We start from the raw sequence: 26831 nt of genomic DNA, 5'->3' as shown, positions 1-26831 counted from the left end.
AATAACTAATTTACCTTTCATTAATTTTTCTCCTTATCATATTGATTTCTATCTAGCTCTACTTTATATTGATCTATTTCTTTATCATTTGCCCATATGAAATGTCCTTTTTTTATCTCAGTCCATTTAGGTTTGTTGATAGAATAATCATGAATCTTTGGATTGTAAATCAATATTTTTTTATTTTTCTCTAGATCTGGGTCAGGAATAGGAACAGCAGATAAAAGTGATTTAGTGTATGGATGTAGAGGATTTTCAAAAAGCTCATCACTATCGGCTAATTCTACAATATGTCCTTTGTATATAACTGCAATTCGATCAGATATAAACTTTACTACACTTAAATCGTGAGCAATAAACAAATATGTTAAGTCTTTTTCATCTTTTAATTTGTTAAGCAAATTAATTATCTGAGCTCTTATTGATACATCTAAAGCTGAAATAGGCTCATCAGCTATTATAAATTCTGGTTCCATAACCAATGCTCTAGCTATCCCTATTCTTTGCCTCTGACCACCAGAAAATTCATGTGGAAATCTAGTTAAAAAGTCTTTTAATAATCCTACTTCTTCCATAGCTTTTTCGACTTTTCTTTTCCTATCTTCTTCATCGTTATAAAGTTTAAAGTTATACAACCCTTCAGATACAATGTAGTCTACTTTTGCTCTTTCATTGAGTGAAGCCATAGGGTCTTGAAATATCATTTGCACACTCTGTCTAAATGCCTTCATATCATCTTTTTTTAATTTTTTGCTGATTAATTTATCTTTAAAATATATTTCCCCTTCTGAAACAGGATGAATTTTCATGATGGCTCTTCCGATAGTTGTTTTCCCAGATCCACTTTCTCCGACTAATGAAAAAGTTTCACCTTTGTATATATCAAAGCTAACATCTTCAACTGCTTTAAATTGTTTGCCATCAAGTTTAAATTTCACAGTAACATTTCTCAATGAAACTAAAACTTCTTTTTTCTCATTGTATTTGTTGAGTTCTTTTTTCTGTTTCCCATTATGTTCTAATTTTTCAACAACTAGATTGTCATTGGCTTTTTCGTGCAATAACCATGTCTTTGCATAATGGGTTTCAGATACTTTGAAAAATGGTGGTTCGTACATAGTATCTATCTTAAGTGCGTGTGGATTTCTAAGTGCAAATGCATCACCTTTAATTTCTCTATAGAGGTTTGGAGGAGTTCCTTTTATGTAAAATAGATCTTCTCCTTTTAATCCAAGTTGAGGCAATGATAATAATAATGCTTTTGTATATGGATGTTTTGGATCTTTGAATATTTCATTACTAAGTCCATATTCAACTATTTGACCTGCATACATAACGGCTACTCTATCTGCCACATTTGCTACTACCCCTAAGTCATGAGTTATATAAATAACTGTCATATTAAGTTCTTTTTGTAGATCTTTTATTAGCTTTAAGATCTGAGCTTGTATGGTTACATCCAAAGCCGTAGTTGGTTCATCACAAATAAGTATATCCGGTTTACATGCTATTGCTGTTGCTATTACTACTCTTTGCCTCATCCCTCCAGAAAATTCATGAGGGTATTGCTTAAATCTTTTTTCTGCATCATCGATTCCGACCATTTTTAATATTTCGATAGCTTCTTTTTTTGCTTCATCTTTGGGAGTGTTCCTATGCCAAGTTATTACTTCTCTTATCTGCTCGCCGATAGTTTTCAATGGGTTAAGCGAAGTCATAGGATCTTGAAATACCATTGCAATTCTTTTTCCCCTTATAGACAGCCACTCTTTTTCTGTTTTGAATTTCGCTAAATCTTTTCCATCATATAGTAACTCTCCTTCATCTATCCAACCATTTTTGTCTAACATTCCAACAAAAGATTTTGTAAACACACTCTTGCCAGATCCGCTCTCTCCGACTATTGCAAGTGTTTCTCCTTTGTATAAATCTAGAGAGGAATTTCTAACAGCCGTTAAAATTTTCCCTCTGAGATTAAACTTAATAACTATATTTTTAGCTTCTAATATTTTAGTATCCATATTTCCTCCTACACATGATTCTTAGGATCAGATGCATCAGCAAATTTGTTCCCAACAATATAAAATGAGATTGTTATGATGCATAATACAATTGTTGGATACAGCATTTGATAAGGATATAGCATAAAATTAGCTCTACCTTGATTTACCATATTGCCTAAAGTAACAGTATCCAATGGTAACCCTAATCCAATGAATCCCAAGAAAACTTCAGAACCTATAGAATAAGGCACTGTCAATGCTGCTTCCATGATTATCAAACTTATAAGATGAGGAATGATATTTTTAGAAACTACTCTTCTTAATGGAGTTCCTAAACACTGAGAAGCAATATTATATTCACTCTCTCTTAATGAAAGTACTTTATTTCTCATAAATTTAGCTTCCACTATCCATCCACTCGATGCTAATGCAATAACGATAGTAGTAAAACTTGGTTCGAGTATATAAGACAATAATATTAGATAAACTGTAGAAGGTATGTTTGTTATAATGTTATAAAGTTCAATCATAAATGGGTCCATTTTTCTTACATAGCCCCATATAGCCCCAACTACGCTTCCAACTCCTACTTCTATTACTGCTATAACTAGAGCCAATAGTAAAGAATTCCTAGTCCCATACCATGTTCTTGCCCATATATCTCTGCCTAGTCCATCTGTGCCAAACCAATTTTCAGTGTTTGGTCCCATATTCCATTTATCAACATCTAATGTAATTTGTTGAGGATCAGTGCTAGAAAAAACAGGATATAGAAAACTAAATATGCTTAATACCAAAATAACCACCACTAAGAAGATGCTCAGTTTGCTCTTAAAAAAGGTCCTAAATGTTGATCTCCAGTATGAGTAATTAGAGTACCCACTTTCTTCTGATAAATGTTCATCTAACGGTATTTCATCAAATAAGTCATCAGTTAATTCTATTCCGTTATAATACATCTTATCCATAATTTAATCCTCACTCTCTGTTAGCCTTATTCTAGGGTCTACTAATACTATCAATAAATCACCTAAAAATACACCCAATACCGAAAGAACTGAATAAATCAAAACAAGTGCTTGCACTAAATTATTGTCCATCTGCTTTATAGAATCTATAAGCAAACCTCCCATACCAGGAATTGAGTATAAGTTTTCAATAATTAGTGAACCTGAGATAATTAATAGCAAATCTGATGGTATCCCAATAGCTATTGGTACAAAAGCATTTCTAAGGACATGATTTTTCATGACATAACTTTCTGACAATCCTTTAGCCTGAGCAAACTTTATATAGTCTCTATTAGCTTCGTCTACCATAAATCTTCTAAGCCAAATAGCATACCAAGCAATACTTGACAACGACATAGATATTGCAGGTAATATCCATGATTCAGGTCTGTTTTTATAAAAAAGCATCGGTAAGCCAAATATTTTAGATACCCAAACTTGAAATAGAAAAAGATATATTAAGCTTGGTACAGCTCTTACAATTACCGAATAGAATGTTCCTAGATCATCAATTAACTTTCCCTTATAGCGAGCCATTAGTATACCCATAGGTATACCAATGCCCATGCTTATGACAATGCTTGCAAATCCAAATGCTGCAGAATATCCTATTTTTTCTTTGAGAATGGTGGTAATGCTAAGTTTTGGATAAACTGTTATACTTCTACCTAAATCCCCACGGAAAAGATTTATTACGAAATTTTTAAACTGTGTTAAAGGCGGATCCAATACACCTATGCTTTTTAAATAAGCTTGCCTCATTTCTTCAGTCATAGTCAAATAGTCATCTCGTGTAAAATAACCAGAAGTAGGCATCAATCTAAGAAGCATAAATACAACAAATATTACTATCCATATTGTTATTAATGATTGAATCGATCTTTTGACAATATATTTTTTCATACTAATTCCCTTCTTGGAATAATTTCTTTATCTCTTCTTCATGTTGTGCTTTCAATTTTTCATAATCTTCTTTGGTCACTGGTTCAGATTGAATTTTAGCACCTTTCATCTTATATTTAGTTAATCCAAATTGTCCCTTTGGAGTTTGGAAAGGCACTTCTTTGCTCATGTAGTAAGACCCTCCACCGGTCATATATGGCATTATAATAACGTTATCTAACATATATTTTTCCGCTTCTGAAAATATTGTGTATCTCTCTACTAAATCGCTCTTCAACGAAGCTTCTTCAACTAATTTATCGTATTCAGGAATATTATATCCTCCTTCATTTAAGCTACCGTCTGTGGTTAATCGTGCTAAATTTGCAGAAGGATCAGCAAATCTGAAACTATAAGAATCATCTACTAAGTCAAAATTCATTGGACTAAAAACTTCGTCTTGGAAACTCGTTGAAGCATATCCAACTATTACATTTACATTTTCTTCTCCTAAATTTTGTTTTAACATTTCTGCGATTAACAATGCTTTTTTAGTTTCTACGGGGTCAGTGGTAGTTGCTAAAACTATATCTACTGGCAATTTCCCATCAACATTGAATTTAGCTATCCTATCCATATCAACTGCCGACGCTTCAACTCCTCTTATATTCCCACTATCATCACAAAGCTCAGATATTGCTTTTAGCATATACTCTTTAGCTAGTTCTGGATCGTAAGGATTGTTTTCTTTGAATGGTTTCAAGTTTGGATAATCTGTATAATCTACACCGTTAGGATCAAATACTGTTTCTTCTGGAATAATTGTGTTTCTAATAAAGAATTCTGGCTGATTAGGTTCATAAAGTGATGATATCTTTACTCTATCTATTCCATGAAGCAATGCTTTTCTGAAATTTAAATTGTTCACAAAAGTTTTATATTCTGGATTTTTAGATTGATAATTTAATGTAAACCAAAAAGTAACAGTATTCTTGTCTTTTAAATTTACATATTTTTCCCATTGTGTACCTTTTAAAGCTTTCAATTGATCTGCAGATATAGAACAGCTTGTTAATTCTCCTCTTTGAAACATTTCAAGCCCTGTTATTTCATCTCCAACTTTTTGCAAATTTATTTCTTTTACTATTATATTGTCCTTATCCCAATAATTTTCATTCTTAGCAAGCACTATGAGCTTATCTCTTTCCCATGTAGATATGTAATATCCACCATTATAAAGCAAAGTTTCTTTAGATGTTGCAAAGTCCTCTCCTACTTTATCTAGAAATTCTTTCTCTACTGGATAAAAAAGTTCCATGACTAAATATGATAGAAAATACGGTGTTGAAGTAGCTAAAGAATACTCTACTGTATATTCATCTAATGCTTTTACTCCAACTGTTTCTTCAAATGAATTTTCTACCTGCTCTCTAGTCATCCCAATATCAACACCATCATCGATGTCTGCTAAATTATAATAATAATCAGAAATTCCTTCAATTACATTCGATATAATTCTGAAATTCTTTGCAGCATTCTTTGGATCAGCTATATATCTAATTCCTTCAACAAAGTCATCTGCTGTAACTTTGTATTCTGTCTTTTGACCATTGTTATCTACCCAATATACATCGGGTCTTAATTTAAATGTCCATACTGTATAGTCTTCATTGTTAGTCCAACTCTCAGCTAAAGATGGTACAACCATGCCATATTTATCGTTTTCCACAAGCCCATCTATAGTATTAGCAATTATTGTATAACCTGTAACTGAAGATAAATCGTATGGGTTTATTGTCTTATATTCCCCTGAAAAAGTGCCATAAAAAACATCCTCATAATCTCCTGTACTACTATTAGAACATCCTGCTAAAGTAAGCACAAGCATTGTAATTATAAGTAGCCATGAAACAGATTTTTTCATAAAGTTCCCTCCTCATCAATTTGATATTTAATATTGCAAAAATTGTGCCAACTTATAAATTTGAAAAATACTCATTCTCTATATGTAAAAAAAGCTATTTGGTGACTTATTGGTTATTTCCCAATAAAATATTCACCAAATAGCATATGCTCTTAATTATTATCTAAGCTCTGTATCTTTTTATAAACCTCTGTTGTTCTTTCCTTTTCCCCTAAATTAATGATTATATATTCATCATTTACTTTCATATATATAAATGGTGGATTTTTAGAATCTAAATATAATTTCACTTTTCCATATTCTTTTGTTTTAAAATATCCTTTATGTTTCCCTGCAATGCTTGATCCGTTTGATCGCATTTCTATGGTAGGCAAGTCTTCTCTCAACTCTAATGCTTGAATTTCTTCCCAATGATACAAATCCCCATACATACCTTTAATTTCAATCCCTATTTCATTTATTTCTATCTCAACAGGCTGTAAAGATCTAAAAATCATAACTCCGACAAATATAATTATAGGTATGGTTATGATCAAACTTATCAATACATTTTTATCCTTGGATTTGAAAATATTCTCTCGTTTATTATGATCGTATTTCTGAGCTTTTATCAAAAGCAGTATAGTTGATAAGATAAAAACTGAAATAAAAATAGCATTAAGTTGTGATATGATCTTAATGTTAAAATATGAAATAATACTCATTAATATAAATAAGCTTCCAATAAAATACATATAAATGCCCATTAATTTCCCTAATCCTTCAGTATCTACATTCTTTTTCTTGTCTTTTGGCATCATATTATATCCCGAAATCAAAAAGTACCATTTAAGTTTATGTACAGCGAAACCTAAGAAAATAAACATTAAACCAATAACTGCTAATATCCACATGTATTATCACCTCTTCAAATTTATTACAATAATTATAGGTCTTATCGCAAACATTTTCAATTAAAAAAGAATAGGCTAGCCTATTCTTCAAATAAGTCCTTTGCTCTTTTTTTAAGTTCTGCTTGTTTCCTAAATATCTGACGGAATATAATATCCCTAGTTGCTTCAGGAATTCCTATGAATTTAAAATCTGCATATGTTTTATCTTCTATTTTTATAGTCCTAATTATCTCACCCTGAACTAAGGTTTTTTCTTCATCAAACTTGATTATGATAGCATTTACATTGTCAAAATCTATATTATCAGCATCTTCCTCTTCTAAGTAAAAGCTCAATGAATCTCCACCTATTTTATTTATTGTCACACCAGAACCGATATTTTTGCCTAAAATAAGATTTCCTTCTATTTCCCAAGACATGCTGAAGAAATTAGCTGATGGTTTAGGTGAAATTTCAGATAAATATATATTGTTATCTTCCCAATTAATTATTTTTACGTCATATTCGTACACCATTCCCTTGCTTTGAGTATAAAATACACCCTCAGGTGCTTTTACAAGAGAATCACCATTCTTCTTTAAGTCATTAATATTAATTTTAAACTCATATCCAATGTTTTTCTTAATCAATGTTCCTTGAATATTTTTTACTCCATTTAATTGAGGAACAACCAATGTACCCAAAAGCAGTGGTTCTTCCAATATCATATTTTCCATTCTCTTGTTATTCACGAGTATATTTATCATGAGCCTTGATAGTTTTGGATCGAATTGTTTCCCAGCATTCATTCTTATTTGACTAATTACATTATCAATAGAACTTTCTTCTCTATAAGCTCTTCTCGACAGCATTGCATCTACGGCATCAGCTATAAATATTATTCTGCTTTCAAGTAAAATATTATTCCCTTTAATTCTATTTGGATATCCAGTCCCATCAAATCTTTCATGATGTTGAAGTACAATATCTTCAATTCCTGAAATGGAATTATTCTTTTGAAGTATATCCTTCAAAATATTGTATCCATATTCACTATGTTTTTGTATTTCTTTTCTTTCCTCATCTGTTAGAATTCCTTTTTTGTTTAAAATTTTACTGTCAATGAATAATTTCCCAACATCATGAAGCAATGCAGCCATATATAATTTTTCTAGCCTTTCTTGAGGAAAACCAAGAGTTTGCCCTAATAGATTTGATAAATATGCTACATTATATGGATGAGATCGCATAGAGGGATCTTTTTCATTTATTATTTCAAAAATCAGATGAATGAAATTCTTAAAATATTGCTCTTCTAGTGAACTTATATAGTGAATCGCATATTTATCAGAAATTTTTTCAACCAGCATTGATATCTTATCATCTTCTAAATTTTTAATAAGTGAATCAAAAGCAATCCCTCCGCCTGTTAAATGTAATGTCCCTATCAGTGCTTTATGATTATCCTTATTCATAAACAATGGAATATATAACTCTGATTCAGATACGTTTTCATCATTTCCAATAAATAAAACTTTTTTTTCTTTAAATAATTTCCTTATGTTATCGTTCTCATTATCTTTATTAAAACAGTATATATTATTTTTGTTTAGATGAAATTTATCACTTTTATTCCCAATGTTTTGAGTAATGCTAAATCCAATTATATTATCATCATCAAAAACTATTATCTCCCAGTCTTTAAACTCCAATATATCCTTTAACTCATTACATGTATATATTAATTCTTTACGATTGTCTTTATTAAAAACTTTTAAATCGATGTTCTTTAACATGCACACAACCCCTCCAAAATCGTAAATACACTTAGCCTTATTAGTATAATCGGCAGAAGTTTTTAAAATTTAATGTACATTAATATCTTTTAAATAAACTAAAGGACTAGTAACTAGTCCTTTAATATTATTTCCATTATTATATCTTTTCCAGCTTTTACACTATCTTTATTCATAAGTTTTAATTCTTTTACTTTGTCCATATTGGTTATCAAAATAGGTGTATGTGTTGATTTCCCTTTTTCTTGAATTATTTCTATGTTCATCTCCAAAAGCTTATCACCAATGTTTACTCTATCACCTACTTTTACAAATGCGTTAAATCCTTCTCCCTTTAGCTCTACTGTATCTATGCCTAGGTGAATCAAAATTTCCAATCCCTCTTCTGTTTCAATGCCTATCGCATGTTTTGTTGGAAATAATAGAGTGATTTTGCCTTTTACTGGAGATAATACAATGTTTTCGTTAGGCTCTATAGCAACTCCGTCTCCGACCATTTTCTCCGAAAACACTGGATCCTCCACCTCAGTTAAGTCAATTAACTTGCCATTCATTGGAGCGTAGATAGATAAAGACTTTTGCTTGTTAAAAATATTAAACATCTTTTGACCTTCCTTTTTTGTTTTAATATCATTGGTTTCTTAATTTTTCTAGTTCTTCCCATACAAATTGAACTTGTAGTCCAATGACTATCTGCAGAGTATAAGGACCTGTTATTTTGACTCCTGCAACATCTGCTTTCTTTATCTTTTCAATGTCTACTTTATCAATGTCCTTTACTTCTATCCTAAGTCGTGTAGTACAATTTTCTATATTTACAATGTTTTCATTCCCACCTAGCCCAGAATGAATTGCGTTTGCTATTTTCAAAAATTTGTCATTTGATTCTTTCTTCTCTTCTATAGTTTCTTTTGCTATTGAATTACTCTCATAAGAACTAGCTTCTGCTTCTCTACCTGGTGTTTTGATATCAAATTTTACTATTAAAAATCTAAAAATAAAATAATATATCAATCCAAAAACAAGCCCTTGGACTAATAACATATATGGTTGATTTGCTAAAGGAAGTCTCGAACTTAATACAAAGTCAATTAACCCTGCACTAAATCCAAATCCAGCTGTCCATTGGAAAAAAGCACTTACAGCTAATGATATTCCAGTTAATATTGCATGAACTAAATATAGCATCGGTGCTACAAACATAAATGAAAATTCTAATGGTTCTGTAACTCCTGTTAAGAATGATGCAAAACCCGCTGCCATCATAAGAGATTTTATTTCCTTTTTCCTTTCTGGTTTAGCTGTTTGATAAATAGCAATTGCAGCACCAATAAGACCAAACATCATTATTGGGAAAAAACCGGCTTGATACATTCCAGTAACACCTTTTGTTCCCGTACCAGCCCAGAAATTCACTATATCATTTATTCCTGCTACATCAAACCAAAATACAGAGTTTAAGGCATGATGCAGTCCTGTTGGAATTAACAACCTATTGAAAAACCCATAAAGACCTGCTCCTATGAACCCTAATCCACTAATAGCTGTACCAAAGTTGACTAAACCTGTATAAACTACTGGCCAAACAAACAATAATACCATCGATACTAGTAGCATAACAGCAGATGTAACTATGGGGACTAGTCTTTTCCCACTAAAAAATGCTAATGCATCTGGAAGCTTTACTTGACTAAATCTGTTGTACATTGATGCTGCTATTAATCCTGAGATAATTCCCACAAATTGATTTTCGATCTTTGAAAATGCAGCATTTACTTCTGATACATCGATTCCTTTAAGCATTGCAACTGATTCTGTAGATAAAAGAGTCGTAACAACTAAGTATCCAACTAATCCACTTAATGCAGCTGAGCCGTCTCGCTCTTTTGACATTCCCAATGCAACACCAATAGCAAATAAAATGCTCATATTCCCAATTATTGAATCACCTGCTTTTATTAAAAAAGCAGCTATTGGGCTTCCTCCACCCCAACCAGAAGGATCAATTGCATATCCTATACCTAAAAGTATAGCTGCTGCTGGAAGTACAGCTACTGGCAGCATCAAAGAACTTCCTAACCTTTGAAAATATTTTTTCATGAAAACTCCCCCTTAATTTATATTTTTTATTTCTTTAATTCTTTCAATATGAAGTGCTAAATATCCTAACTCATCTTCAGAAACCTCTATATGTTTGATATCTCTGATATGCTTTCCTATTTTATACGCTATATCGAAAGATTGTGTAAACTGTTCTTTAATATGATTTAATAAAGGGTTTTTTATGTTTTTATTTTCTTCCATTCTGTTTAAGCTAGTTCTAAGATGATTTATTAACCTAGTATAAGTTAATTCATATGTACCTATTGTAATGTCCAATTCTGTTTCGATTATTCTAATCAAGTCCATTAATAGTTTTGTATTTTTTATTGTTTCACTGACGTTTTTGTTCTGCCTTGCAGAGTGAATATGCAAAGCTATAAAACCAGCTTCTACTTCTTTTAAGTCCACTCCAAGCTCTGACTTAATCATTTTAATTGCTAATTCTCCTATTTCAAATTCTCTTGGATAAAGCATTTTTATTTCATATAAAAAAGGGTTTGACAACTCTAAACCTGAAGTTACTCTTTCCATGGCAAAGCTGATATGATCTGTTAAAGCTATATGAATGTGATTATTTAATTTGCCAAATGCCGCCTCCGATATATTAATTATTTTTTCGCATATTAAAATTATCCTGTCATCTATATCGTTGATTAAATTTAGATATTCCTTCTTAGTGCTTTCATCAAAATTAAGAAATGACTTTTCAATCTCTTTGTCACTCAGAGTTATCAACTCATTTGCTTTTTTAGCAAAGCCAATGCCTTTACCGACAAGTACAATTTCTTGCATTTTCTCGACATCGATTGCAAGGATAACATTGTTGTTTAATACTTTATTAACTTTATATTTCTTTTCCCTCACAATCCATCTCCCCTTTAAAATGTAAAAAGGCATAAACCATATGTATAAACATAGGTTCATGCCTGATAATCCAGTAACACACCTTACAAATATAATATATTATAGAATAATGTAAAAATCAATCCCTAAATTATTTTTTATGCCTTTCAGAAAGTAACTTCCCTCCAGTTGCTATGTTGTCCATACTATTTTCTCTTATAATCACCGAAAAAGCTTCAACCGGAATTCCCAATACTTCATGAGATACCTCTGTAAGTTTTTTTGCTAACTCCATCTTTTGTTCTCTTGTCATTTGTCCTCCGTCAAACTGAATAAATGGCATAAATTCACCCTCTTTCAAAAATTTGTTATTATAAAATATTTTTAGTCTAAATAAAATAAGTTTTCAAATACTTACTTTAATAATTTTACTCTCTCAATTTCAGGAACAAGACTACCTCCTGTTGCCCACATCATATAATACGGAGATTTTCCACTGTATATATCCTTTGTAAATGATATGCCATTAAACCCTGCTAATGATGATGGTTCTATAAATATATTCTCTGAACTATATAACCCTTTTAAGTAATAGAATAATTTTTCATCGCTTACGGTAAAACACCCATGTATCATGTTTTCTATAAACTTACCAACAAAACCAGAAGGTCTGCCTACTGCAAGTCCATCTGCACAAGTCCTGTTGTCAAGGCCAATGTCAAATACAGATATTTCATTGTGCTTTTTTGTAGCTAACCCTAAGAGCATGCTTGGAGAATGGGTTGGCTCTGCAAAATAGCAATGAACTAAATCCTTATACGCTAGCTTTAGTCCATACAATACACCCCCAGGACCTCCTCCAACCCCACAGGGTAAGAAAACGACAAGTGGATGTGTTTCATCAGGCTCAATCCCCATTTCTTCTAATTGTTCTTTGACATTCAATCCCCCGACTGCATATCCTAAGAACAAATCCTTTGAATTTTCATCGTCTATAAAGAAACTGTTGGGATCTTTTTCCGATTCCATTCTTCCCATTTCTACAGCTTTTGAATAATCATCTTCATATTCAATTACCTTTACGCCATTTGCTCTTAGCATGTCTTTCTTCCATTGTTTAGCATCTTTTGACATATGTACTATTACACTAAATCCCAATCTAGAACTTATCATTCCAATGCTTAAACCTAAATTTCCAGTACTTCCTACTTGAATAGTGAACTGATTAAAAAAATCTTTAAATCTTTCTTCTAATAGGATAGAATAATCATCTTCTCTATTTAAAATTCCTTGTTGTATTGCTAAATTCTCTGCTATTTTTAGAACCTCATACACTCCTCCTCTACCCTTTATCGAACCTGCGATAGGCAGTAAATCATCTCTCTTTAGAAGAATTTTCCCTTGTATCTTTTCCCCTATTTCATTTTCATACCATCTCTTATAGGCATCAATCTCATCTATCTTAGATTCAATAATCCCGCTATCAAGGTTGAATGCTTTTTTAATAAAAGGCTCGAATCTCTCAAATCTTTCTTTGGCCTCTATGACATCTTCTTTTTTGATTTCTAAATGAGGATATATTTTCTCAAAAGGTTCATAATCAGGATTGACCCACAATACCTCATTCATCGCTTTAAGATTTTCTATTAAATCCATATTACACCTCCGTTTTATCCTCTAAAATTATCTAAATAAATTTTAACTGATCTATTCATCTCTTTAGCAAAATCCGAATCATATTTTCTTTTATACAATGCATTGATTGATTCAACTTCATCTTTAGATAAATTCTCTTTTTCATTCCTCATTCTTAACATTTGCATTGATTCATCTTTACCTAATTTTTTGTATTTATTCTCAAATACCACATACTCTTTCTCAAATCTTTGAGGTTTTTTTCTGTCAATCTGCCTTTTAGTTGGGTACCCATAAACTAACATACTAATAGGCAAAGCATATTTCGGCAAATCTAATAGTTTAGTAACTTCTTCACAATTTTCCAATATATCCCCAATATAGCAAGAACCAATTCCAAAAGATTGTGCTGCTAAAACAGTGTTTTGTGCAGCTATTACTGCATCTTGAATGGCTAGCATTAAATCTCCTTCTTGAGGAGTCCTTGCGTCAATTTCATTGTATTTATATATGTCGTACCATTTCTGATAGTCTGCAATAAACACTAAAACCATGGGAGCTTTTGCTATGAATGGTTGATTATCACAAAGTTTTGAAAGCCTTTCTTTTAATTCTTGATCTGTAATATCTAAAATAGAATAAAACATCATATTACCAGCAGTTGGCGCCTCAAAAGCTGCATTTATAATCTCGGATTTAATTTCCTCTGAAATGAGCATATCCTCAAACAACCTTACTGATTTTCTTTCCTTTATTAATTTCATTACTTCATTCAAAATATCACCCCAAATATCATTCACATCAATTATTTATTTTAAGTATACTATAGCTTCATTAGCTATATGTAAAAATAGGTTTTCTTTGAAATTTATATTTTCAATAGTATTTTTGTCAACTTTTAAAGATATAGAATCGCCTTGAATAAAAGACGCATTTTTTACTAACAAGTCATAATGATTTATAGATTCTATTACATCTAATACTGCTACTTCTATAACTATTTCTCCATGTGAAATTGGAACATTGTTTAATATTAGCGCATTGTCTCTTAGGGCAATAAATGAGAATTCATCGTTTAGTTTAGTTTCTATTTTATATGAAATCCCCCATTTAGTAGCTTTCAGAGTGTTGTTTGTTAAATACTGAATTTCGGAAATATTGTTGTAACCCAGTAATTTTGATACACTATAATACTTTGGACTATTGAATATCTCTTTAGTGTTCTCATTGATTATTGATTTTCCTTCATCTAAGAAAACCATATAATCACAAAACTTGTATACCTCTTCTCTATTGTGAGTCACTAACACTACTTCTTTATTATATGTTTTTAATAGTTCAAATAACTCTACTTCCAGGCTTTCTTTCAAGTGAGAATCAAGTGCAGAAAATGGTTCATCTAAAACTAAAATATCTGGATTTTTAATTATCGCTCTTGCTAGAGCCACTCTTTGCTGTTGACCTCCAGAAAGTTGCTTTGGGTATTTCCTTTCTAATCCTTCTAATTTGAAAAGCTTGATCATCTCTTCCAATTTAGGTTTTATATCTTCTTTTTTCCCATTTAAAGATATCGTTATATTATCTTCTACAGTTAAATGTGGAAATAATGCATAATTTTGGAATAGATAGCCAATATTTCGCTTTTGAGGTTTTATGTTTATATTTCTCTCTGAATCAAATAAAACCTTGTCATTAAGAACAATTTTTCCCTCATCAGGATCAATTATTCCTGCAATGCACTTTAGTGTCATGCTCTTTCCACTTCCAGATGCTCCAAAAATGCCTAAATGCAATCCTTGATTTTTAAAACTAACATCAAGTGAAAATCCTTTTACTTTTTTTCTTATATCAACTTCTAATCCCATTTTTAATTGCCCTTTGCTATTTGTTTTCTTGAAAAATAATTCATCAGCAATATAACTACAAATGATATTGCTAAAACCACTATCACATAATATGCTGCTTGGTTCATATTGCCCGCCGCCACTTCTGAATAAATTGCAAGTGGAAGTGTGCGAGTTTTATTTTCAATATTACCTGCAATCATTGCAGTTGCACCAAATTCTCCTAATGCCCTTGCAAATGAAAGAATCACTCCTCCTAAAACACCTGGGGATGCTAAGGGCAGAAGAATCTTAAAAAATATTTTCATTTCTGACATGCCAAGAGTTCTAGCTGCCAAAATTAAATTTTCGTCAACTTGTTCAAACGCACCCTTTGCTGTCCTATACATCAGTGGAAAAGCTATCACAAACGCTGCTATAACTGTTGCTTGCCATGAAAATATAATTCTAATACCCATAAATTCAAGTAAAAATCTTCCAACAGGTCTTTTTACTCCAAATATCAAAAGCAATAAAAACCCAATAACTGTAGGAGGAAGCACTAGTGGGATAGTAAATACTGTGTCTAAAACCGCCTTAATCCTTTCGCTTTTAATATCTAAAACCAGCTTAGCTGCAATGACTCCAAATATAAATGTAAAAAATGTAGCTACAGTAGCTGTCTTTAAAGATATCAATATCGGGGAAATTTCCATTTTGGTTCTCCTATTTTATTGGTGTAAAGCCGTATTCAGCAAAAATTTCATTTGCTTTCTCAGATTGTAAAAATTCTATAAATTCTCTAGCATTTTCAATGTTTTTAGAACTTTTTATTATTCCGACAGGATATATAACTTTACTTACCATATTTTCGTCAGCTTCTAAAACTATCTTTACTTCATCAGTTGAATAAGCATCAGTGGAATAAACTATCCCCACATCAGCACTTTTTTCCTTAACCCAATTTAACACTTCAGAAACATTTGTCCCTAAGCTTAATTTATCTTGAACTTTGTCCCAAAGATTTAAATTTGTAAGTAATTCCTTCGCATATTGACCTGCTGGAACGCTTGCAGGATCTCCTATAGCAATTTTTTCTGCTTTGAGTAAATCCTCAAAATTATTTATTTCTATATTGCTATCTTTTGGGATTATAACAACAATTTTATTTTCCAACAACTCTTTTATTGAATCCTCAAGAATGTATCCTTCATCATTCAATTCATCCATTTGTTTGGTTGCTGCTGATATAAATACATCTACAGGTGCTCCTTCTCTTATCTGTTGTTGAAGTTTTCCAGAACTGTCATAAGTTGCTTCAACAATTATATTTTGGTTATCTTTTTCAAACTCAGGGATTAATTTCTCATCAAATACATTTTTCAAACTCGCTGCTGCTGCAATCATAATTTTTGTATCTTGCTTTCCCTCTGATGAGCAACCTGATAAGACAAATAAAGAAATGCTAATAAGTAAAAAAACTGAAATAAATTTTTTCATTCTTTCGCTCCTATCAAATTATTAACTAAGTAACTATACTCAACTAAAATAATTACACCCATTATAACACCATGAAAGAACTTATTGAAGTTTTCTTAATCATTATATATGTTAAAACAGTTAAAAAAGAATTCAATTCATTTCATTATTTCCACAAAATCATTTGTTTGAATATACTGTTTCTATCAACTTATTATTTATATAATCATATCCTGCTACTTTGTGTGGGATTAAACAATTAGAGCAGTCCTTAACTTTGCTATTGATTATGTAATTTCCTCCACATTCATCTAATAAGTACAAAGGACAATAGCAAAACATGCAATTGAAATCATCAGCGTTATCTACTTTATGGCATGGAAAGTACTCACATGCTTTGTTTGAATAAAATCTAAATGAATTTTCCATTTTTACCCCCAAATTATTTTCTATTAAGTACTTTAATTATATTCAAAATAATATTTTTTTCCAAGTTTAAGTATTGATTTTTTTTATATTTCAAAAGTTTCTCATTGATATATTGAATGCATTTTGAGGCTATCTTTATGATATATTTCTAATAGTATCAATTGGAGGTAATACTATGTTAATTGACTTACATGTCCATGAAATGAAATATTCTTCAGATAGCCATATATCCTTAGATGATATATTAAAAAAAGCCAAAGAAATTGGGCTTGACGGAGTCTGTATAACAAACCATGATAACAACTATATTAGAAATGAAATAAATTTCTATAAAGAAAAATATGGAATTACTGTGATTGCTGGAGCAGAAATACTAACTAGGCAAGGTGATATATTAGCATTTGTTGATGAAACATTGCATATTGAAGATGGCAAAATAGATGCAGATGAATTATTAGATTATATAGACTATAAAAAAGGCGTAGGTATAAGTGCTCATCCGTTTAGAAATAACAATAGGGGTTTAGGTAACTTTTTAAAAAACATCTCAAACAAGCTTTCTGCAATTGAATCTTTTAATGGAAGTACACTTAGTTATCACAACCTCTATGGGTTTGCTATGGCAAAAGAGCTAAATATTCCTTCTACAGGTGGATCTGATGCACATATATTAGATAATGTAGGAAAATTTGCAACCTATTTTAAAGGAAAAATAAGGGATGAAGTCGATTTTATAGAAGCAATTAAATCAAAAGAATTCTTCCCTGCGATCTATAAAGAAGGTCGTTATGAAATAGTAAATTATATATAATCAATTAAAATTATAGCAATAACCTCCCATCAATGTTAAAATGAATATGACTAAGATGGGAGGTTTTATTTTGGAAAAAATCAATGTAGCACATTTAGTTAAATCTGAAGATTTAAATCATCATGGTACTTTATTTGCAGGAAGAATGGCAGAGTGGTTTGTTGAGGCTTGTTTTATTTGTGCTGCTAAAATAACTAAGAGCCCTGAAAATATAGTTTGTGTGAATATTCATGGTCTTACTTTTAATAGGCCAAGCAATAAAGGTGATGTTGTTTATATACAAACATATGTATCTAAAATTGGAAGATCTAGCATAACAGTATATGGGAAAATTACTATAAATGATTCTGATACTCTCGTTTCTGATGGTTTTATAACGTTTGTTTATGTTGATGAGTCCGGAAAACCTGTGCCTCATAACATAATAATGGATGAACCCTCTGATATAGAAGAACTAAATGTAAGAGAAAAAGCTAAGTTTTTATATAAATAAGCACTCACAATTGTCAGTGCTTATTTATATAATAATCGAAACCTCTTCCCCTTCTTTAGATGTTACTTCTATTAATTTTAATCCTTTATAATTTTGTAAAACTCTCATATTTTTTGCTAGAATCTTAAAATCTATGCAATCTATTATTTCTCTTTGTTCATCTGACATGTTAGGAGAAATTTTATTCATTATATAAGGGGTGATATCAAGACCGAAAACAAGCAATTTAAAAGGAATTGGCAATATTATTTTCTTTCCACTAGAATCTTTGATGCAAATTTTCAATTTAAAGCACCTTCTTACTCGTCTATTCTACTACTATTTCTACAATGTCTCCGCCATCACTCTTTATGTCGACAATAGTTCCCTCTAATCCATTAGAAACTGCATTAAGTATTTCTTCCATATCAATTTCTTCCAATCCTTCAATACCTTCAATTTTAGGTATCTTTTTTATTGCTTTACCCAAAGAGTTGATGAATTTTACAGGTATATTTATGTTAACATTATCTCCTTCGCCAGATTTAACCTTAATTTTTAGTTTCTTATCTTCTTGATTTGTTTGCGAATAATCTTCTTCTCCGATTCTAAGTGCCTCAATTAGCTCAGTAGCTTTCTCTGCTTCAATCTTTCCTTCTTCTACCATTCTCAAAACTCTTAAAATTTCTTCATTCATAACAAACATCTCCTCAATTATTTTTTATTAATTTTATAGCTTCTTCGGTACTTATTTCTCCACTTTCTAACTTATCCATTATTTCTTTTGTGTCAGGTGATTTATCCGCTACTTGTTTATATCCTAATGCTGCTACCAAATCTTCAATTTTTGCTCTTACAGTTGGGTATGAGATTTTTAACTCTTTTTCTACATCTTTTATATTTCCCCTGCATTTAATGAATATTTCTGCAAAATTTAATTGTTCTTTGCTTAGATAAGAAAACTTTGATAATTCAAAATCGTTTTCTATCACTGTATTACAATTTTTACAAGTCAATTTGGATACTGTTAATTTAGAATTACAAACTGGGCATTTAGTTAATATTTGATATCCCAAAAGCATCACTTCCTTTAATTAAATATTATCACAAATTTAATAAATGTCAACAAATAAATTAATTTTTTTAATTTTATATTTAATATATTTGATTATTATCTATTTTAATATTGATTTTATTAATTTTATGTTTAATTTTTGAAATAAATCTCACTGTAGACAATAGTTGAATTGTGAGAATTGTTTGATTATAATAATAATTAAAGATAGTAATATCTAATACAATTATGATAGGAGGGGTTTTTATGAAAGGTTTCGCTATGAAAAGAATCGGCGAAGTAGGTTGGATTGAAAAAGACAAACCAGTATGTGGACCTCTTGATGCTATCGTAAGACCAATAGCCCTAGCTCCTTGTACTTCAGATATACACACTGTTTATGAAGGAGCATTAGGCGAAAGAGAAAATTTGATTTTAGGACATGAAGCTGTAGGTGAAATAGTTGAAGTAGGAGAACTTGTTAAAGATTTCAAAGTCGGCGATAAAGTATTAGTACCTGCAATAACACCTGACTGGAGTTCTTTAGAGGCTCAGAGAGGATATGCTATGCATTCTGGCGGTATGCTTGGTGGATGGAAGTTCTCAAACATAAAAGATGGAGTTTTTGCAGAGTATTTCCATGTAAACGATGCAGATGCAAACTTAGCACTATTGCCAGAGGGACTTGATCCAGCAGTTGGTGCTATGTTGAGTGATATGGTTCCAACAGGGCTACATGGTGCTGAACTAGCTGAAATTGGTTTTGGTGAGGATGTACTCGTAGTTGGAATTGGACCTGTAGGCTTAATGGCTGTTGCTGGCTCAGCATTAAAAGGTGCTGCTAGAATATTAGCTGTCGGCACAAGACCAAATTGCGTAAAAGTCGCAAAAGAATATGGTGCCACTGACATAATCAGCTACAAAGACGGACCAATAGAAGATCAAGTTATGAAGCTTACAAATGGCAAAGGTGTTGACAAAGTAATTCTTGCAGGTGGAGGAACGGATACCTTCAAGACTGCAGTAAAAGTCGTTAAACCCGGTGGAATAGTAGCAAACATAAATTACCTTGGCAGTGGTGATTATATCGAAATTCCAAGACTCGATTGGGGTGTTGGAATGAGCCACATAAAAATTGTTGGAGGCCTTATGCCAGCAGGAAGAATGAGAATTGAAAGACTAGCTAACCTGGTGATGACAAAAAGACTTGATCCATCAAAATTGATTACTCATAGATTTGAAGGATTTGAAAACCTAGATAAAGCATTTGATTTAATGTATAAAAAACCAAAGGACTTAATTAAACCAGTAGTTATTATAAAATAAAAGAATAGAGAAATTTCTCTATTCTTTTATTTCGTCTTTGTATTTGCCTTTTTTCCTTTGCTTTACACATTCGTTTAAAAGATACTCAATTTGCCCATTTATAGATCTAAAATCATCTTCAGCCCACGATGCAATCTCATCATACAATTTTTTTGATATGCGAAGTGGTATTTGTTTCTTTCTTTCTTCATCCACTCTAATACAAACTCCCACTATTTACTATTGGTTGAGCATCTTTATTCCCACATAAAACTACTAATAGATTTGATACCATTTGAGCTTTTCTCTCCTCGTCTAATTCTACTACGCCATTTTCATTTAATCTCTGAAGTGCCATTTCTACCATGCCAACTGCTCCATCAACTATCATCTTCCTTGCATCAATTATAGCACTTGCTTGTTGTCTTTGAAGCATTACTGCCGCTATTTCCGGAGCATATGCTAGATAAGTTATGCGAGCTTCAAGTATTTCAATTCCTGCATCTTCAACTCTGCTTTGGATTTCTTGACGAATTCTTTCCGCAACTATTGCGGTTGAACCTCTCAAGCTTCCTTCATCTGGCTCTCCATCACCAGTTGTGTCAATCCCTTTGGCTATGTCATATGGATATATCTTAACTATATTTCTAACTGCGCTATCGCATTGTAGGGATAAATATTCTTTATAGTTATCTACATTGAATACTGCTTTTGCAGTATCTACGACTCTCCACATCACAGCTACACCAATCTCTACAGGGTTTCCCAATGCATCGTTAACCTTTTGTTTGCTATTGTTTAAAGTCATAACTTTTAGAGAGAGCTTTTTACTTGTCCCCAAAGGATAAGTCTTTCCATCAATTGTTATATTAGCCTTCCCCTTATTGCCTGCATCCACATCTCCGCTTTGTCCTAGCTTAGTTTGTGCTGCGGGGTTTATTGATGTTGAAAATGGATTTACAAAGAAAAATCCAGCTTCTTTTATTGTACCAGTGTATTTCCCAAATAAAGTCAAAACCAGTGCTTCTTGAGGTTTTATAACCTTTAGCCCAGCATATAGAATGCATCCTGCTATAAAACCTATGGCCCCCAAAATTATTAGAGTTACTCCTAATACAGTGCTTTTCCCTACAGTATTTCCACCATAAATCATGGCTAATATTGATAAAATCTGTAATGCAATAATTGAAAATAAAGCCACCATTCCGTTCTTTGGTTTTAGAATTTTTTCTTCCATAAAAAGATACATCTCCTTATTTATATTATTTTGATATCACAATTATATCACTTCATATAAATAAGTCAACATATTTTTCTATATTTTTCTAGAAATATCCATTTCTATTCTTCCATCTTTAATTTCAATTATTCTATCTGCTTTTTCAGCGACCCTTTTGTCATGAGTTATTATTATAAAAGTTGTCTTGTATCTTTGATTTATATCTCTCAACAAATCATATACAATCTCAGTTGTACTCGAGTCTAAGTTTCCTGTAGGTTCATCTCCAAGCACTATTTTAGGCTGATTTATTAGAGCTCTTGCTATAGCAGTTCTTTGCTGTTGTCCACCTGAAATATCTGTTGCCTTATTATTTTTTACTTTGCTTATCCCAACTATCTCCATCAATTCTTCAGCTCTTGATATTGCTTCTTTTGTTATATTTTTATTTTTGATTCTGTATGGTATAAGAATATTCTCCATAACAGTAAACTCAGGTAGTAAATAGTGAAATTGAAATATAAATCCTATAAATTCATTTCTTAAAACTGCTAATTCATTTTTATTCATATTTGATATGTTGATTCCATTAATTTCTAGATCACCGCTCGTAGCTCTATCGAGTGTCCCCATTATATTCATCAATGTTGATTTCCCACTCCCTGATTCACCAATTATTGAATTAAATGTGCTTTCTTCAAAATCCATATTTATATCAAATAAAACTTGTGTCTTTATCTTATCACCATATATCTTATTTATATCTTTTAGTTTCAATATTTTAGCCATTCTTTATCACCTCTATTGGATTGAGCTTAGATGTGTTTCTAGCAGGAATAAGTGCAGCAATAGTCGATGCAACTACAGCAATTAAAGCTGACATACCTACAAATTTGTAATCTAGATAAAATGGAACTAAGGACATTCCATCAGGCCCTTTTACAAACACTGAGAAAATGTAAGTTAGAAATACTCCAAATGCACTGCCTATTAGAGCTCCTATACTTCCCAATATAAGCCCTTGAAATAGAAAAATAAAACTAGCTTGCTTGTCTTTTATTCCCATAGCTTTGAGTATACCTAATTGTTTGGATTTCTGTACTACCGAAATGGCTAAGACTGATGATATACCAAGTAAAACAGCTAACAAAACAAAAACTTGAATCATAATGCTCGACGCAGACTGACCAGAGAGACCAGAAAGCAATTCCTCATTTTCTTCTTTCCAATTTACAACATCTACTGAAGAATTATTCAAATTGTTCTTAATTTCTTCTGCTATGGTATCTGCTTTAAACACATCGCTAACTTGCATTTCTATAGATGTTAGTTGGTTGTCATTTCCAAATATAGCTCTAGCTCCATCAATAGGCATAACAATCCAAGTCTTATTTAAGTTTGAAACTTTTAAGTCAAATATGCCAGATATTTTTAATGTCTCATTTACTCCTTCAGGTGTTAGTATTTCTATATTATCTCCTGTTTTTAAGCCATTATCTGTTGCAAGAGTCGATCCAATTAAAGCTTCATTTTGTGATAGTGAAATATCTCCTTCAATTAATTTCTCGTTAAATTCATAAATCATATTTGCATCTTCGAATTCTACTCCTCTTAATAGAATAGGATAAGTATCTTCATCTATTTTAATAAATGCTGAATTATCATATACTTTTGAGACTGCTGTTAATTTATTATTGTTTTCTAAAGTGTCTAACATGGATTTGTCTTCAACAAAATACTTGTCTTTTCCAGCTGGAACTATTGTAATTTGCGAAGCATTTCCTATAGTTTTATCAACTAAAGATATCTGCAGACCGTCTATCAAAGATCCAATAAAAATTTGTACTGATACTCCAATTATAATCCCTATCAAGATTAAAGCTGTCTGACCCTTATTTGATTTAAGAAACCTATAAGCAATACTAAAGGCTAATCTCATAGGCTTTCCTCCTTGCTTAATTGAAGAATTTCATTGAAATTATATAATAAATAATCTCCTCCAATTCTTTTGTATACTTCTGGGTCAGAGGAAAAAGCATTTCCACCTAATATTATTTTACCTTTAAAATTATTTTTTTCTCTCAATTTGTCAATAGCTCTCTTAGCTTCAATTAAATTGTAGTAGTTAGTAACGCTAATTGATATATACTTAGGTGTAAGATGTTCTACAGCTAAGGATAGTGTAATCTCAGGAGTATTAGCTCCTATATGAGTGGTATTATATCCGACTATAGTAAAAAAATCCGCCACCATCCTAGCACCTATTTCATGCTCTTCGAATTTTGGACATAATACAATTATATTCTCATCATGTTTTATGCCAATCTTTTCTCTTTCTTTTAACACAAAACTGTAAGAATTCTCCACAATAGTCTTTACAATTCCACTCCTTACATGCTCTCTCCAAATAAGTTCCTTAAAGTCGTCCCCAAACTCGTCAACTACACTATTTAATGATGGTGCAAGTATGTTTTCATAAAGTTCGATTACGCTTATCTCTTTCATCAAATTCATAGCATAATTAAAAGCCTCTTCTTTATCCTCTTTTCTCAAAACTTCAAGAAAATTATTATAAAAATTATTCAAAATTCTCATCTCCCTAAATAAAATTAAACTACTTGATCGAACTGTCTTTAAGAGTTACCAATCCTTCTGGAAATGGATTAAATATGCTCTGATTTAAAAGATAGTCAATATTAAACTTTATTACATAGCTTCTTAATACATTCGCAATCGAAGATTTGTCAATTTGGTTCTTTTTAAATTTTTCAATTAAATCTAAAAAAAACTTTCTCTCCTCCCTTTTTATATTTTTAGAGAAATATCCAAATATATGAAAATATGCGTTTATATAATTTTTCTTCGAAGGTAATTTAGATAAAAGTTTGATTAATTCTTGAAAGTACTCGTCATATACTTCAGATAATTGCTTTCTTTCATGGTTTGCTACGATTTGTCCCAATTTATTTTTATGCATTTGATCATATGCAAAATAAAGGTATTTATTGTTTGCGTGAAAATCACTTAAAGCCTTAATTGAATTTTGATTTTTAACATTTTTATATTTAAATAACAAATATAGTTTAGTGAAAAAATGTTCACGAATTTCTAAATTTAATAATCTGCCCTCTTCTTCAATTGGCAAATAATAAAAATTATTTATCATTTCTTTTGCAAATATTCCTTTTGATTTCTCTATAACTGGTGAATTTACTAAACCAGAATATACTTTAACATCTTTAATCCCACAGGATGGAGATCTTCCTTTCAAGATAATACCATCTATATCTTTAGTTTCTTTTGAAATTTTTTCAGCATAAGCTTTCATTTCATTTGTAAAATCAATCTTAGTAGATGGCTGAATTAATCTATACTCATCACCCTCTTTTATTATTCTAAGACTATCTCTAGGAATAGTTAAACCAATAGCAACTTCTGGGCATATAGGTATAAAATCTATATATTCTTTCATCATATCTAAAAGTTCAAAATTGATGACATCTCCATTGTACCTGCATTTTTCAAATCCTAAGCAACTACTTATCAAAATTTTAGGCTTCATATATTTCCTCCATGCTTTCTAAACATTTCTATTGCTTTTTGTCTCTGTATGCTATGTTCAACAATTGGTTTTGGATATAATTTATCTATTTCTATTCCAAATTCACTCTTTATTTTATCCTTATATTTATATGGTTGATGAATATAAGGATAAGGTAAATCATCCAGTTCTTTCACATATTTTTTTATGTAAATACCTTCTTTGTCAAATTTCATGCTTTGAGATAAAGGATTGAAAATCCTAAAATAAGGCACAGCATCAGTTCCCACAGAAGCTGCCCATTGCCAATTTCCAATATTTGAAGAGTTATCATAATCAATCAATTTATCAGAAAAATATTTTTCTCCTATACGCCAGTCTACAAGCAGATCTTTAACCAAAAATGAAGCAACTATCATCCTAAGTCTATTATGAATGTAGCCTTCTGTATTTAACTGTCTCATTGCTGCATCAACTATAGGATATCCAGTTTTTCCATTCTTCCATGCTTCTATTTGATTTTCATCATTTACCCATTCTAGTGAATTATAATTCTCATTCAATGCTTTTTCTTTCTGATTAGGATTGAAATGATGTATCATATTAAAAAAATCACGCCATGCTAATTCTTTTATAAAAATGTTTTTCCCGCTCGTCTCATCTGTCCTACTGACAAGTGAATAAACAGTTCTTATTGATAGTTGACCCGTAGACAAATAATATGATATATGACTAGTAGAATTTAAGTATGGATAATCCCGAGTTTTATCATAGTCAACTAAGTTTTCCTTAACAAAATACGATAAATTTTCCCTTCCATATTCTTCTCCTATCAAACCATCAAAATCATTTTTTATATTTTTAATGATATTAAGATATATTTCTTTCGCATAATAATCTTTTTCTTGAAATCCTTCTAAGCTTACCAATTTAATCTTGTTATAATCTAATGTAAGCTCTAAATTTTTCGCCCTGTCTTTCCATTTTAAATAATATGGAGTAAATACTTTATAATTTGTGTTATTGGATGTAAGTATCTCTTTAGCTTGGTGTAAGTGCTTATCCATAAACCCAAAGCAATCAATTGATGCGTTTCTAAAAATTTTATAAACTTGATTATCTCTAAAATAACCATATCCTGTCTCATCACTGTTATAATATACTCTTCTAATATCAGGAAAATCTTTAATTAATCTCTTAAATGCTTCAATAAAGTCGCCATACATGAAATAAATATCTAGACCAATTTTTTTTAGTTTTCTATAAAAATAATCGAGGGATTTAAAAAAATAATCATGACTCATCTGCCCTGGTTTAAGCTGATCGGGATCTATTAAAAAAACTATAAGCAATTTTTCTTCATATTTTACAGAGTCGTCTATTGCCTTTATTAAAGCAGTATTATCTTCCAATCTTAAATCATTTTTTATCCATAATAGATTTGTCATGTTTTACACCCATTAGTAAATTTGAGTATATATACCCAATTTTTTTAAATAAGTTCAAAAATAAAAAATGGATTCTAAGGTATTGATATGATACTTCCAAAGTAGACAGTCTAATTAATTAAAATTAGATTATCTACTTGGAGGTATTTTTTATGGGAAGAAAAGCGAAGTATAGTAAAGAA

29 protein-coding genes are annotated in these 26831 nt (G+C 31.0%); 3 read left to right on the top strand and 26 right to left on the bottom strand.

The features are described from left to right. Nucleotides 1–20 precede the first annotated feature (20 nt). From ACTB1H_RS04100 to ACTB1H_RS04025, 16 genes are all read right to left on the bottom strand, one after another. Nucleotides 21–2021 (bottom strand): dipeptide ABC transporter ATP-binding protein, encoded by a 2001-nt coding sequence (locus ACTB1H_RS04100; protein ID WP_463261567.1) that lies wholly within the window; start codon nt 2019–2021, stop codon nt 21–23. A gap of 8 nt (nt 2022–2029) precedes the next feature. Beyond that, nucleotides 2030–2971, bottom strand: a complete 942-nt coding sequence (locus ACTB1H_RS04095) for an ABC transporter permease (protein WP_463261566.1) — start codon at nt 2969–2971, stop codon at nt 2030–2032. 3 nt (nt 2972–2974) lie between these two features. Then, entirely contained in the window at nt 2975–3916 is a 942-nt protein-coding gene (locus ACTB1H_RS04090) for an ABC transporter permease (protein ID WP_463261565.1), read from the bottom strand. A 1-nt stretch (nt 3917) separates the two neighbouring features. Next, entirely contained in the window at nt 3918–5819 is a 1902-nt protein-coding gene (locus tag ACTB1H_RS04085) for a peptide ABC transporter substrate-binding protein (RefSeq protein ID WP_463261564.1), read from the bottom strand. A 152-nt stretch (nt 5820–5971) separates the two neighbouring features. Continuing rightward, a complete protein-coding gene (locus tag ACTB1H_RS04080; RefSeq protein ID WP_463261563.1) occupies nt 5972–6712 on the bottom strand; it encodes a DUF3784 domain-containing protein in 741 nt (246 codons plus the stop codon). Nucleotides 6713–6792: 80 nt separating this feature from the next. Continuing rightward, nucleotides 6793–8487, bottom strand: a complete 1695-nt coding sequence (locus ACTB1H_RS04075; protein WP_463261562.1) for an HD-GYP domain-containing protein — start codon at nt 8485–8487, stop codon at nt 6793–6795. A gap of 113 nt (nt 8488–8600) precedes the next feature. Continuing rightward, nucleotides 8601–9089 carry a PTS sugar transporter subunit IIA gene (locus ACTB1H_RS04070; protein ID WP_463261561.1) on the bottom strand — a complete coding sequence of 163 codons (489 nt, stop codon included), beginning with the start codon at nt 9087–9089 and terminating at the stop codon, nt 8601–8603. Between the two features lie 28 nt (nt 9090–9117). Further along, on the bottom strand, nt 9118–10587 hold the full coding sequence (gene nagE / locus ACTB1H_RS04065) for an N-acetylglucosamine-specific PTS transporter subunit IIBC (protein ID WP_463261560.1): 1470 nt from the start codon (nt 10585–10587) through the stop codon (nt 9118–9120). A gap of 12 nt (nt 10588–10599) precedes the next feature. Next, entirely contained in the window at nt 10600–11454 is an 855-nt protein-coding gene (locus tag ACTB1H_RS04060; RefSeq protein ID WP_463261559.1) for a PRD domain-containing protein, read from the bottom strand. A gap of 130 nt (nt 11455–11584) precedes the next feature. Next, nucleotides 11585–11776, bottom strand: a complete 192-nt coding sequence (gene dmpI / locus ACTB1H_RS04055; RefSeq protein WP_463261558.1) for a 4-oxalocrotonate tautomerase DmpI — start codon at nt 11774–11776, stop codon at nt 11585–11587. A gap of 71 nt (nt 11777–11847) precedes the next feature. Then, the gene (locus ACTB1H_RS04050; RefSeq protein WP_463261557.1) at nt 11848–13089 is read right to left on the bottom strand and encodes a D-serine ammonia-lyase; all 1242 of its coding nucleotides are present in this window, start codon (nt 13087–13089) and stop codon (nt 11848–11850) included. Between the two features lie 14 nt (nt 13090–13103). Then, a complete protein-coding gene (locus ACTB1H_RS04045; protein ID WP_463261556.1) occupies nt 13104–13832 on the bottom strand; it encodes a nitroreductase family protein in 729 nt (242 codons plus the stop codon). 45 nt (nt 13833–13877) lie between these two features. After that, nucleotides 13878–14933 (bottom strand): sulfate/molybdate ABC transporter ATP-binding protein, encoded by a 1056-nt coding sequence (locus tag ACTB1H_RS04040; protein WP_463261555.1) that lies wholly within the window; start codon nt 14931–14933, stop codon nt 13878–13880. A 2-nt stretch (nt 14934–14935) separates the two neighbouring features. Continuing rightward, entirely contained in the window at nt 14936–15607 is a 672-nt protein-coding gene (gene modB, locus ACTB1H_RS04035) for a molybdate ABC transporter permease subunit (protein WP_463261554.1), read from the bottom strand. A 10-nt stretch (nt 15608–15617) separates the two neighbouring features. Continuing rightward, complete coding sequence (modA, locus tag ACTB1H_RS04030) at nt 15618–16391, bottom strand: molybdate ABC transporter substrate-binding protein (RefSeq protein WP_463261553.1); 774 nt, start codon at nt 16389–16391, stop codon at nt 15618–15620. A 159-nt stretch (nt 16392–16550) separates the two neighbouring features. Next, nucleotides 16551–16799 (bottom strand): cysteine-rich small domain-containing protein, encoded by a 249-nt coding sequence (locus tag ACTB1H_RS04025; RefSeq protein WP_463261552.1) that lies wholly within the window; start codon nt 16797–16799, stop codon nt 16551–16553. A 175-nt stretch (nt 16800–16974) separates the two neighbouring features. Here ACTB1H_RS04025 and ACTB1H_RS04020 point away from each other — a divergent pair, with 175 nt between their 5' ends. Further along, nucleotides 16975–17610: a PHP-associated domain-containing protein gene (locus ACTB1H_RS04020; RefSeq protein WP_463261551.1), complete on the top strand. Its 636-nt coding sequence runs from the start codon at nt 16975–16977 to the stop codon at nt 17608–17610. Between the two features lie 70 nt (nt 17611–17680). Continuing rightward, on the top strand, nt 17681–18103 hold the full coding sequence (locus tag ACTB1H_RS04015; protein WP_463261550.1) for an acyl-CoA thioesterase: 423 nt from the start codon (nt 17681–17683) through the stop codon (nt 18101–18103). A gap of 24 nt (nt 18104–18127) precedes the next feature. Here ACTB1H_RS04015 and ACTB1H_RS04010 read toward each other — a convergent pair whose 3' ends face one another. From ACTB1H_RS04010 to ACTB1H_RS04000, 3 genes are read right to left on the bottom strand one after another with little or no spacing between them, the layout of a single operon-like run. Continuing rightward, nucleotides 18128–18388, bottom strand: a complete 261-nt coding sequence (locus ACTB1H_RS04010) for a hypothetical protein (RefSeq protein ID WP_463261549.1) — start codon at nt 18386–18388, stop codon at nt 18128–18130. A 22-nt stretch (nt 18389–18410) separates the two neighbouring features. Further along, on the bottom strand, nt 18411–18779 hold the full coding sequence (locus ACTB1H_RS04005; protein WP_463261548.1) for an SHOCT-like domain-containing protein: 369 nt from the start codon (nt 18777–18779) through the stop codon (nt 18411–18413). Between the two features lie 13 nt (nt 18780–18792). After that, the gene (locus ACTB1H_RS04000) at nt 18793–19158 is read right to left on the bottom strand and encodes a DUF2089 family protein (protein ID WP_463261547.1); all 366 of its coding nucleotides are present in this window, start codon (nt 19156–19158) and stop codon (nt 18793–18795) included. Nucleotides 19159–19403: 245 nt separating this feature from the next. On the opposite strand from ACTB1H_RS04000, the gene ACTB1H_RS03995 reads away from it, so the two are divergent. Continuing rightward, a complete protein-coding gene (locus tag ACTB1H_RS03995) occupies nt 19404–20462 on the top strand; it encodes an NAD(P)-dependent alcohol dehydrogenase (protein WP_463261546.1) in 1059 nt (352 codons plus the stop codon). Between the two features lie 18 nt (nt 20463–20480). Here the strand turns inward: ACTB1H_RS03995 and ACTB1H_RS03990 are convergent, their stop codons facing one another. The 7 genes from ACTB1H_RS03990 to ACTB1H_RS03960 all read right to left on the bottom strand — a co-directional run bounded on the left by ACTB1H_RS03990 (nt 20481) and on the right by ACTB1H_RS03960 (nt 26649). Beyond that, a complete protein-coding gene (locus ACTB1H_RS03990; RefSeq protein WP_463261545.1) occupies nt 20481–20657 on the bottom strand; it encodes a type II toxin-antitoxin system antitoxin in 177 nt (58 codons plus the stop codon). Nucleotide 20658: 1 nt separating this feature from the next. After that, nucleotides 20659–21678 carry an SPFH domain-containing protein gene (locus ACTB1H_RS03985; RefSeq protein WP_463261544.1) on the bottom strand — a complete coding sequence of 340 codons (1020 nt, stop codon included), beginning with the start codon at nt 21676–21678 and terminating at the stop codon, nt 20659–20661. A 78-nt stretch (nt 21679–21756) separates the two neighbouring features. After that, nucleotides 21757–22449, bottom strand: coding sequence for an ABC transporter ATP-binding protein (locus ACTB1H_RS03980; protein ID WP_463261543.1), 693 nt, complete (start codon nt 22447–22449; stop codon nt 21757–21759). Continuing rightward, nucleotides 22442–23599: an ABC transporter permease gene (locus ACTB1H_RS03975; protein ID WP_463261542.1), complete on the bottom strand. Its 1158-nt coding sequence runs from the start codon at nt 23597–23599 to the stop codon at nt 22442–22444. Before ACTB1H_RS03975 ends, ACTB1H_RS03980 begins: the two co-directional genes overlap by 8 nt. Continuing rightward, nucleotides 23596–24246: a cobalamin B12-binding domain-containing protein gene (locus tag ACTB1H_RS03970; RefSeq protein WP_463261541.1), complete on the bottom strand. Its 651-nt coding sequence runs from the start codon at nt 24244–24246 to the stop codon at nt 23596–23598. The genes ACTB1H_RS03975 and ACTB1H_RS03970 overlap by 4 nt, the downstream gene beginning before the upstream one ends. A 28-nt stretch (nt 24247–24274) precedes the next feature. Continuing rightward, on the bottom strand, nt 24275–25222 hold the full coding sequence (locus ACTB1H_RS03965) for a YbgA family protein (protein ID WP_463261540.1): 948 nt from the start codon (nt 25220–25222) through the stop codon (nt 24275–24277). Next, a complete protein-coding gene (locus tag ACTB1H_RS03960) occupies nt 25219–26649 on the bottom strand; it encodes a cryptochrome/photolyase family protein (RefSeq protein ID WP_463261539.1) in 1431 nt (476 codons plus the stop codon). The genes ACTB1H_RS03965 and ACTB1H_RS03960 overlap by 4 nt, the downstream gene beginning before the upstream one ends. Nucleotides 26650–26831 lie beyond the last annotated feature (182 nt).

The organism is Soehngenia sp., assembly GCF_055108775.1.
The sequence above is the reverse complement of the archived record's forward strand: the minus strand, read 5'-3'. Positions and strand labels throughout refer to the sequence as shown.

Bases quoted from the DNA above. Each gene is read 5' to 3' on its own strand.
- ACTB1H_RS03995 (WP_463261546.1), top strand. From the start codon at position 19,404: ATGAAAGGTTTCGCTATGAAAAGAATCGGCGAAGTAGGTTGGATTGAA.
- ACTB1H_RS04045 (WP_463261556.1), bottom strand. From the start codon at position 13,832: ATGAAATTAATAAAGGAAAGAAAATCAGTAAGGTTGTTTGAGGATATG.
- ACTB1H_RS03965 (WP_463261540.1), bottom strand. From the start codon at position 25,222: ATGAAGCCTAAAATTTTGATAAGTAGTTGCTTAGGATTTGAAAAATGC.
- ACTB1H_RS04095 (WP_463261566.1), bottom strand. From the start codon at position 2,971: ATGGATAAGATGTATTATAACGGAATAGAATTAACTGATGACTTATTT.
- ACTB1H_RS04080 (WP_463261563.1), bottom strand. From the start codon at position 6,712: ATGTGGATATTAGCAGTTATTGGTTTAATGTTTATTTTCTTAGGTTTC.
- modA (WP_463261553.1), bottom strand. From the start codon at position 16,391: ATGAAAAAATTTATTTCAGTTTTTTTACTTATTAGCATTTCTTTATTT.
- ACTB1H_RS03975 (WP_463261542.1), bottom strand. From the start codon at position 23,599: ATGAGATTAGCCTTTAGTATTGCTTATAGGTTTCTTAAATCAAATAAG.
- ACTB1H_RS04025 (WP_463261552.1), bottom strand. From the start codon at position 16,799: ATGGAAAATTCATTTAGATTTTATTCAAACAAAGCATGTGAGTACTTT.
- modB (WP_463261554.1), bottom strand. From the start codon at position 15,607: ATGGAAATTTCCCCGATATTGATATCTTTAAAGACAGCTACTGTAGCT.
- ACTB1H_RS04005 (WP_463261548.1), bottom strand. From the start codon at position 18,779: ATGAATGAAGAAATTTTAAGAGTTTTGAGAATGGTAGAAGAAGGAAAG.
- ACTB1H_RS04050 (WP_463261557.1), bottom strand. From the start codon at position 13,089: ATGGATTTAATAGAAAATCTTAAAGCGATGAATGAGGTATTGTGGGTC.
- ACTB1H_RS04075 (WP_463261562.1), bottom strand. From the start codon at position 8,487: ATGTTAAAGAACATCGATTTAAAAGTTTTTAATAAAGACAATCGTAAA.
- ACTB1H_RS04040 (WP_463261555.1), bottom strand. From the start codon at position 14,933: ATGGGATTAGAAGTTGATATAAGAAAAAAAGTAAAAGGATTTTCACTT.
- dmpI (WP_463261558.1), bottom strand. From the start codon at position 11,776: ATGCCATTTATTCAGTTTGACGGAGGACAAATGACAAGAGAACAAAAG.
- ACTB1H_RS04085 (WP_463261564.1), bottom strand. From the start codon at position 5,819: ATGAAAAAATCTGTTTCATGGCTACTTATAATTACAATGCTTGTGCTT.
- nagE (WP_463261560.1), bottom strand. From the start codon at position 10,587: ATGAAAAAATATTTTCAAAGGTTAGGAAGTTCTTTGATGCTGCCAGTA.
- ACTB1H_RS04020 (WP_463261551.1), top strand. From the start codon at position 16,975: ATGTTAATTGACTTACATGTCCATGAAATGAAATATTCTTCAGATAGC.
- ACTB1H_RS04100 (WP_463261567.1), bottom strand. From the start codon at position 2,021: ATGGATACTAAAATATTAGAAGCTAAAAATATAGTTATTAAGTTTAAT.
- ACTB1H_RS04070 (WP_463261561.1), bottom strand. From the start codon at position 9,089: ATGTTTAATATTTTTAACAAGCAAAAGTCTTTATCTATCTACGCTCCA.
- ACTB1H_RS04090 (WP_463261565.1), bottom strand. From the start codon at position 3,916: ATGAAAAAATATATTGTCAAAAGATCGATTCAATCATTAATAACAATA.
- ACTB1H_RS03960 (WP_463261539.1), bottom strand. From the start codon at position 26,649: ATGACAAATCTATTATGGATAAAAAATGATTTAAGATTGGAAGATAAT.
- ACTB1H_RS03980 (WP_463261543.1), bottom strand. From the start codon at position 22,449: ATGGCTAAAATATTGAAACTAAAAGATATAAATAAGATATATGGTGAT.
- ACTB1H_RS03985 (WP_463261544.1), bottom strand. From the start codon at position 21,678: ATGGAAGAAAAAATTCTAAAACCAAAGAACGGAATGGTGGCTTTATTT.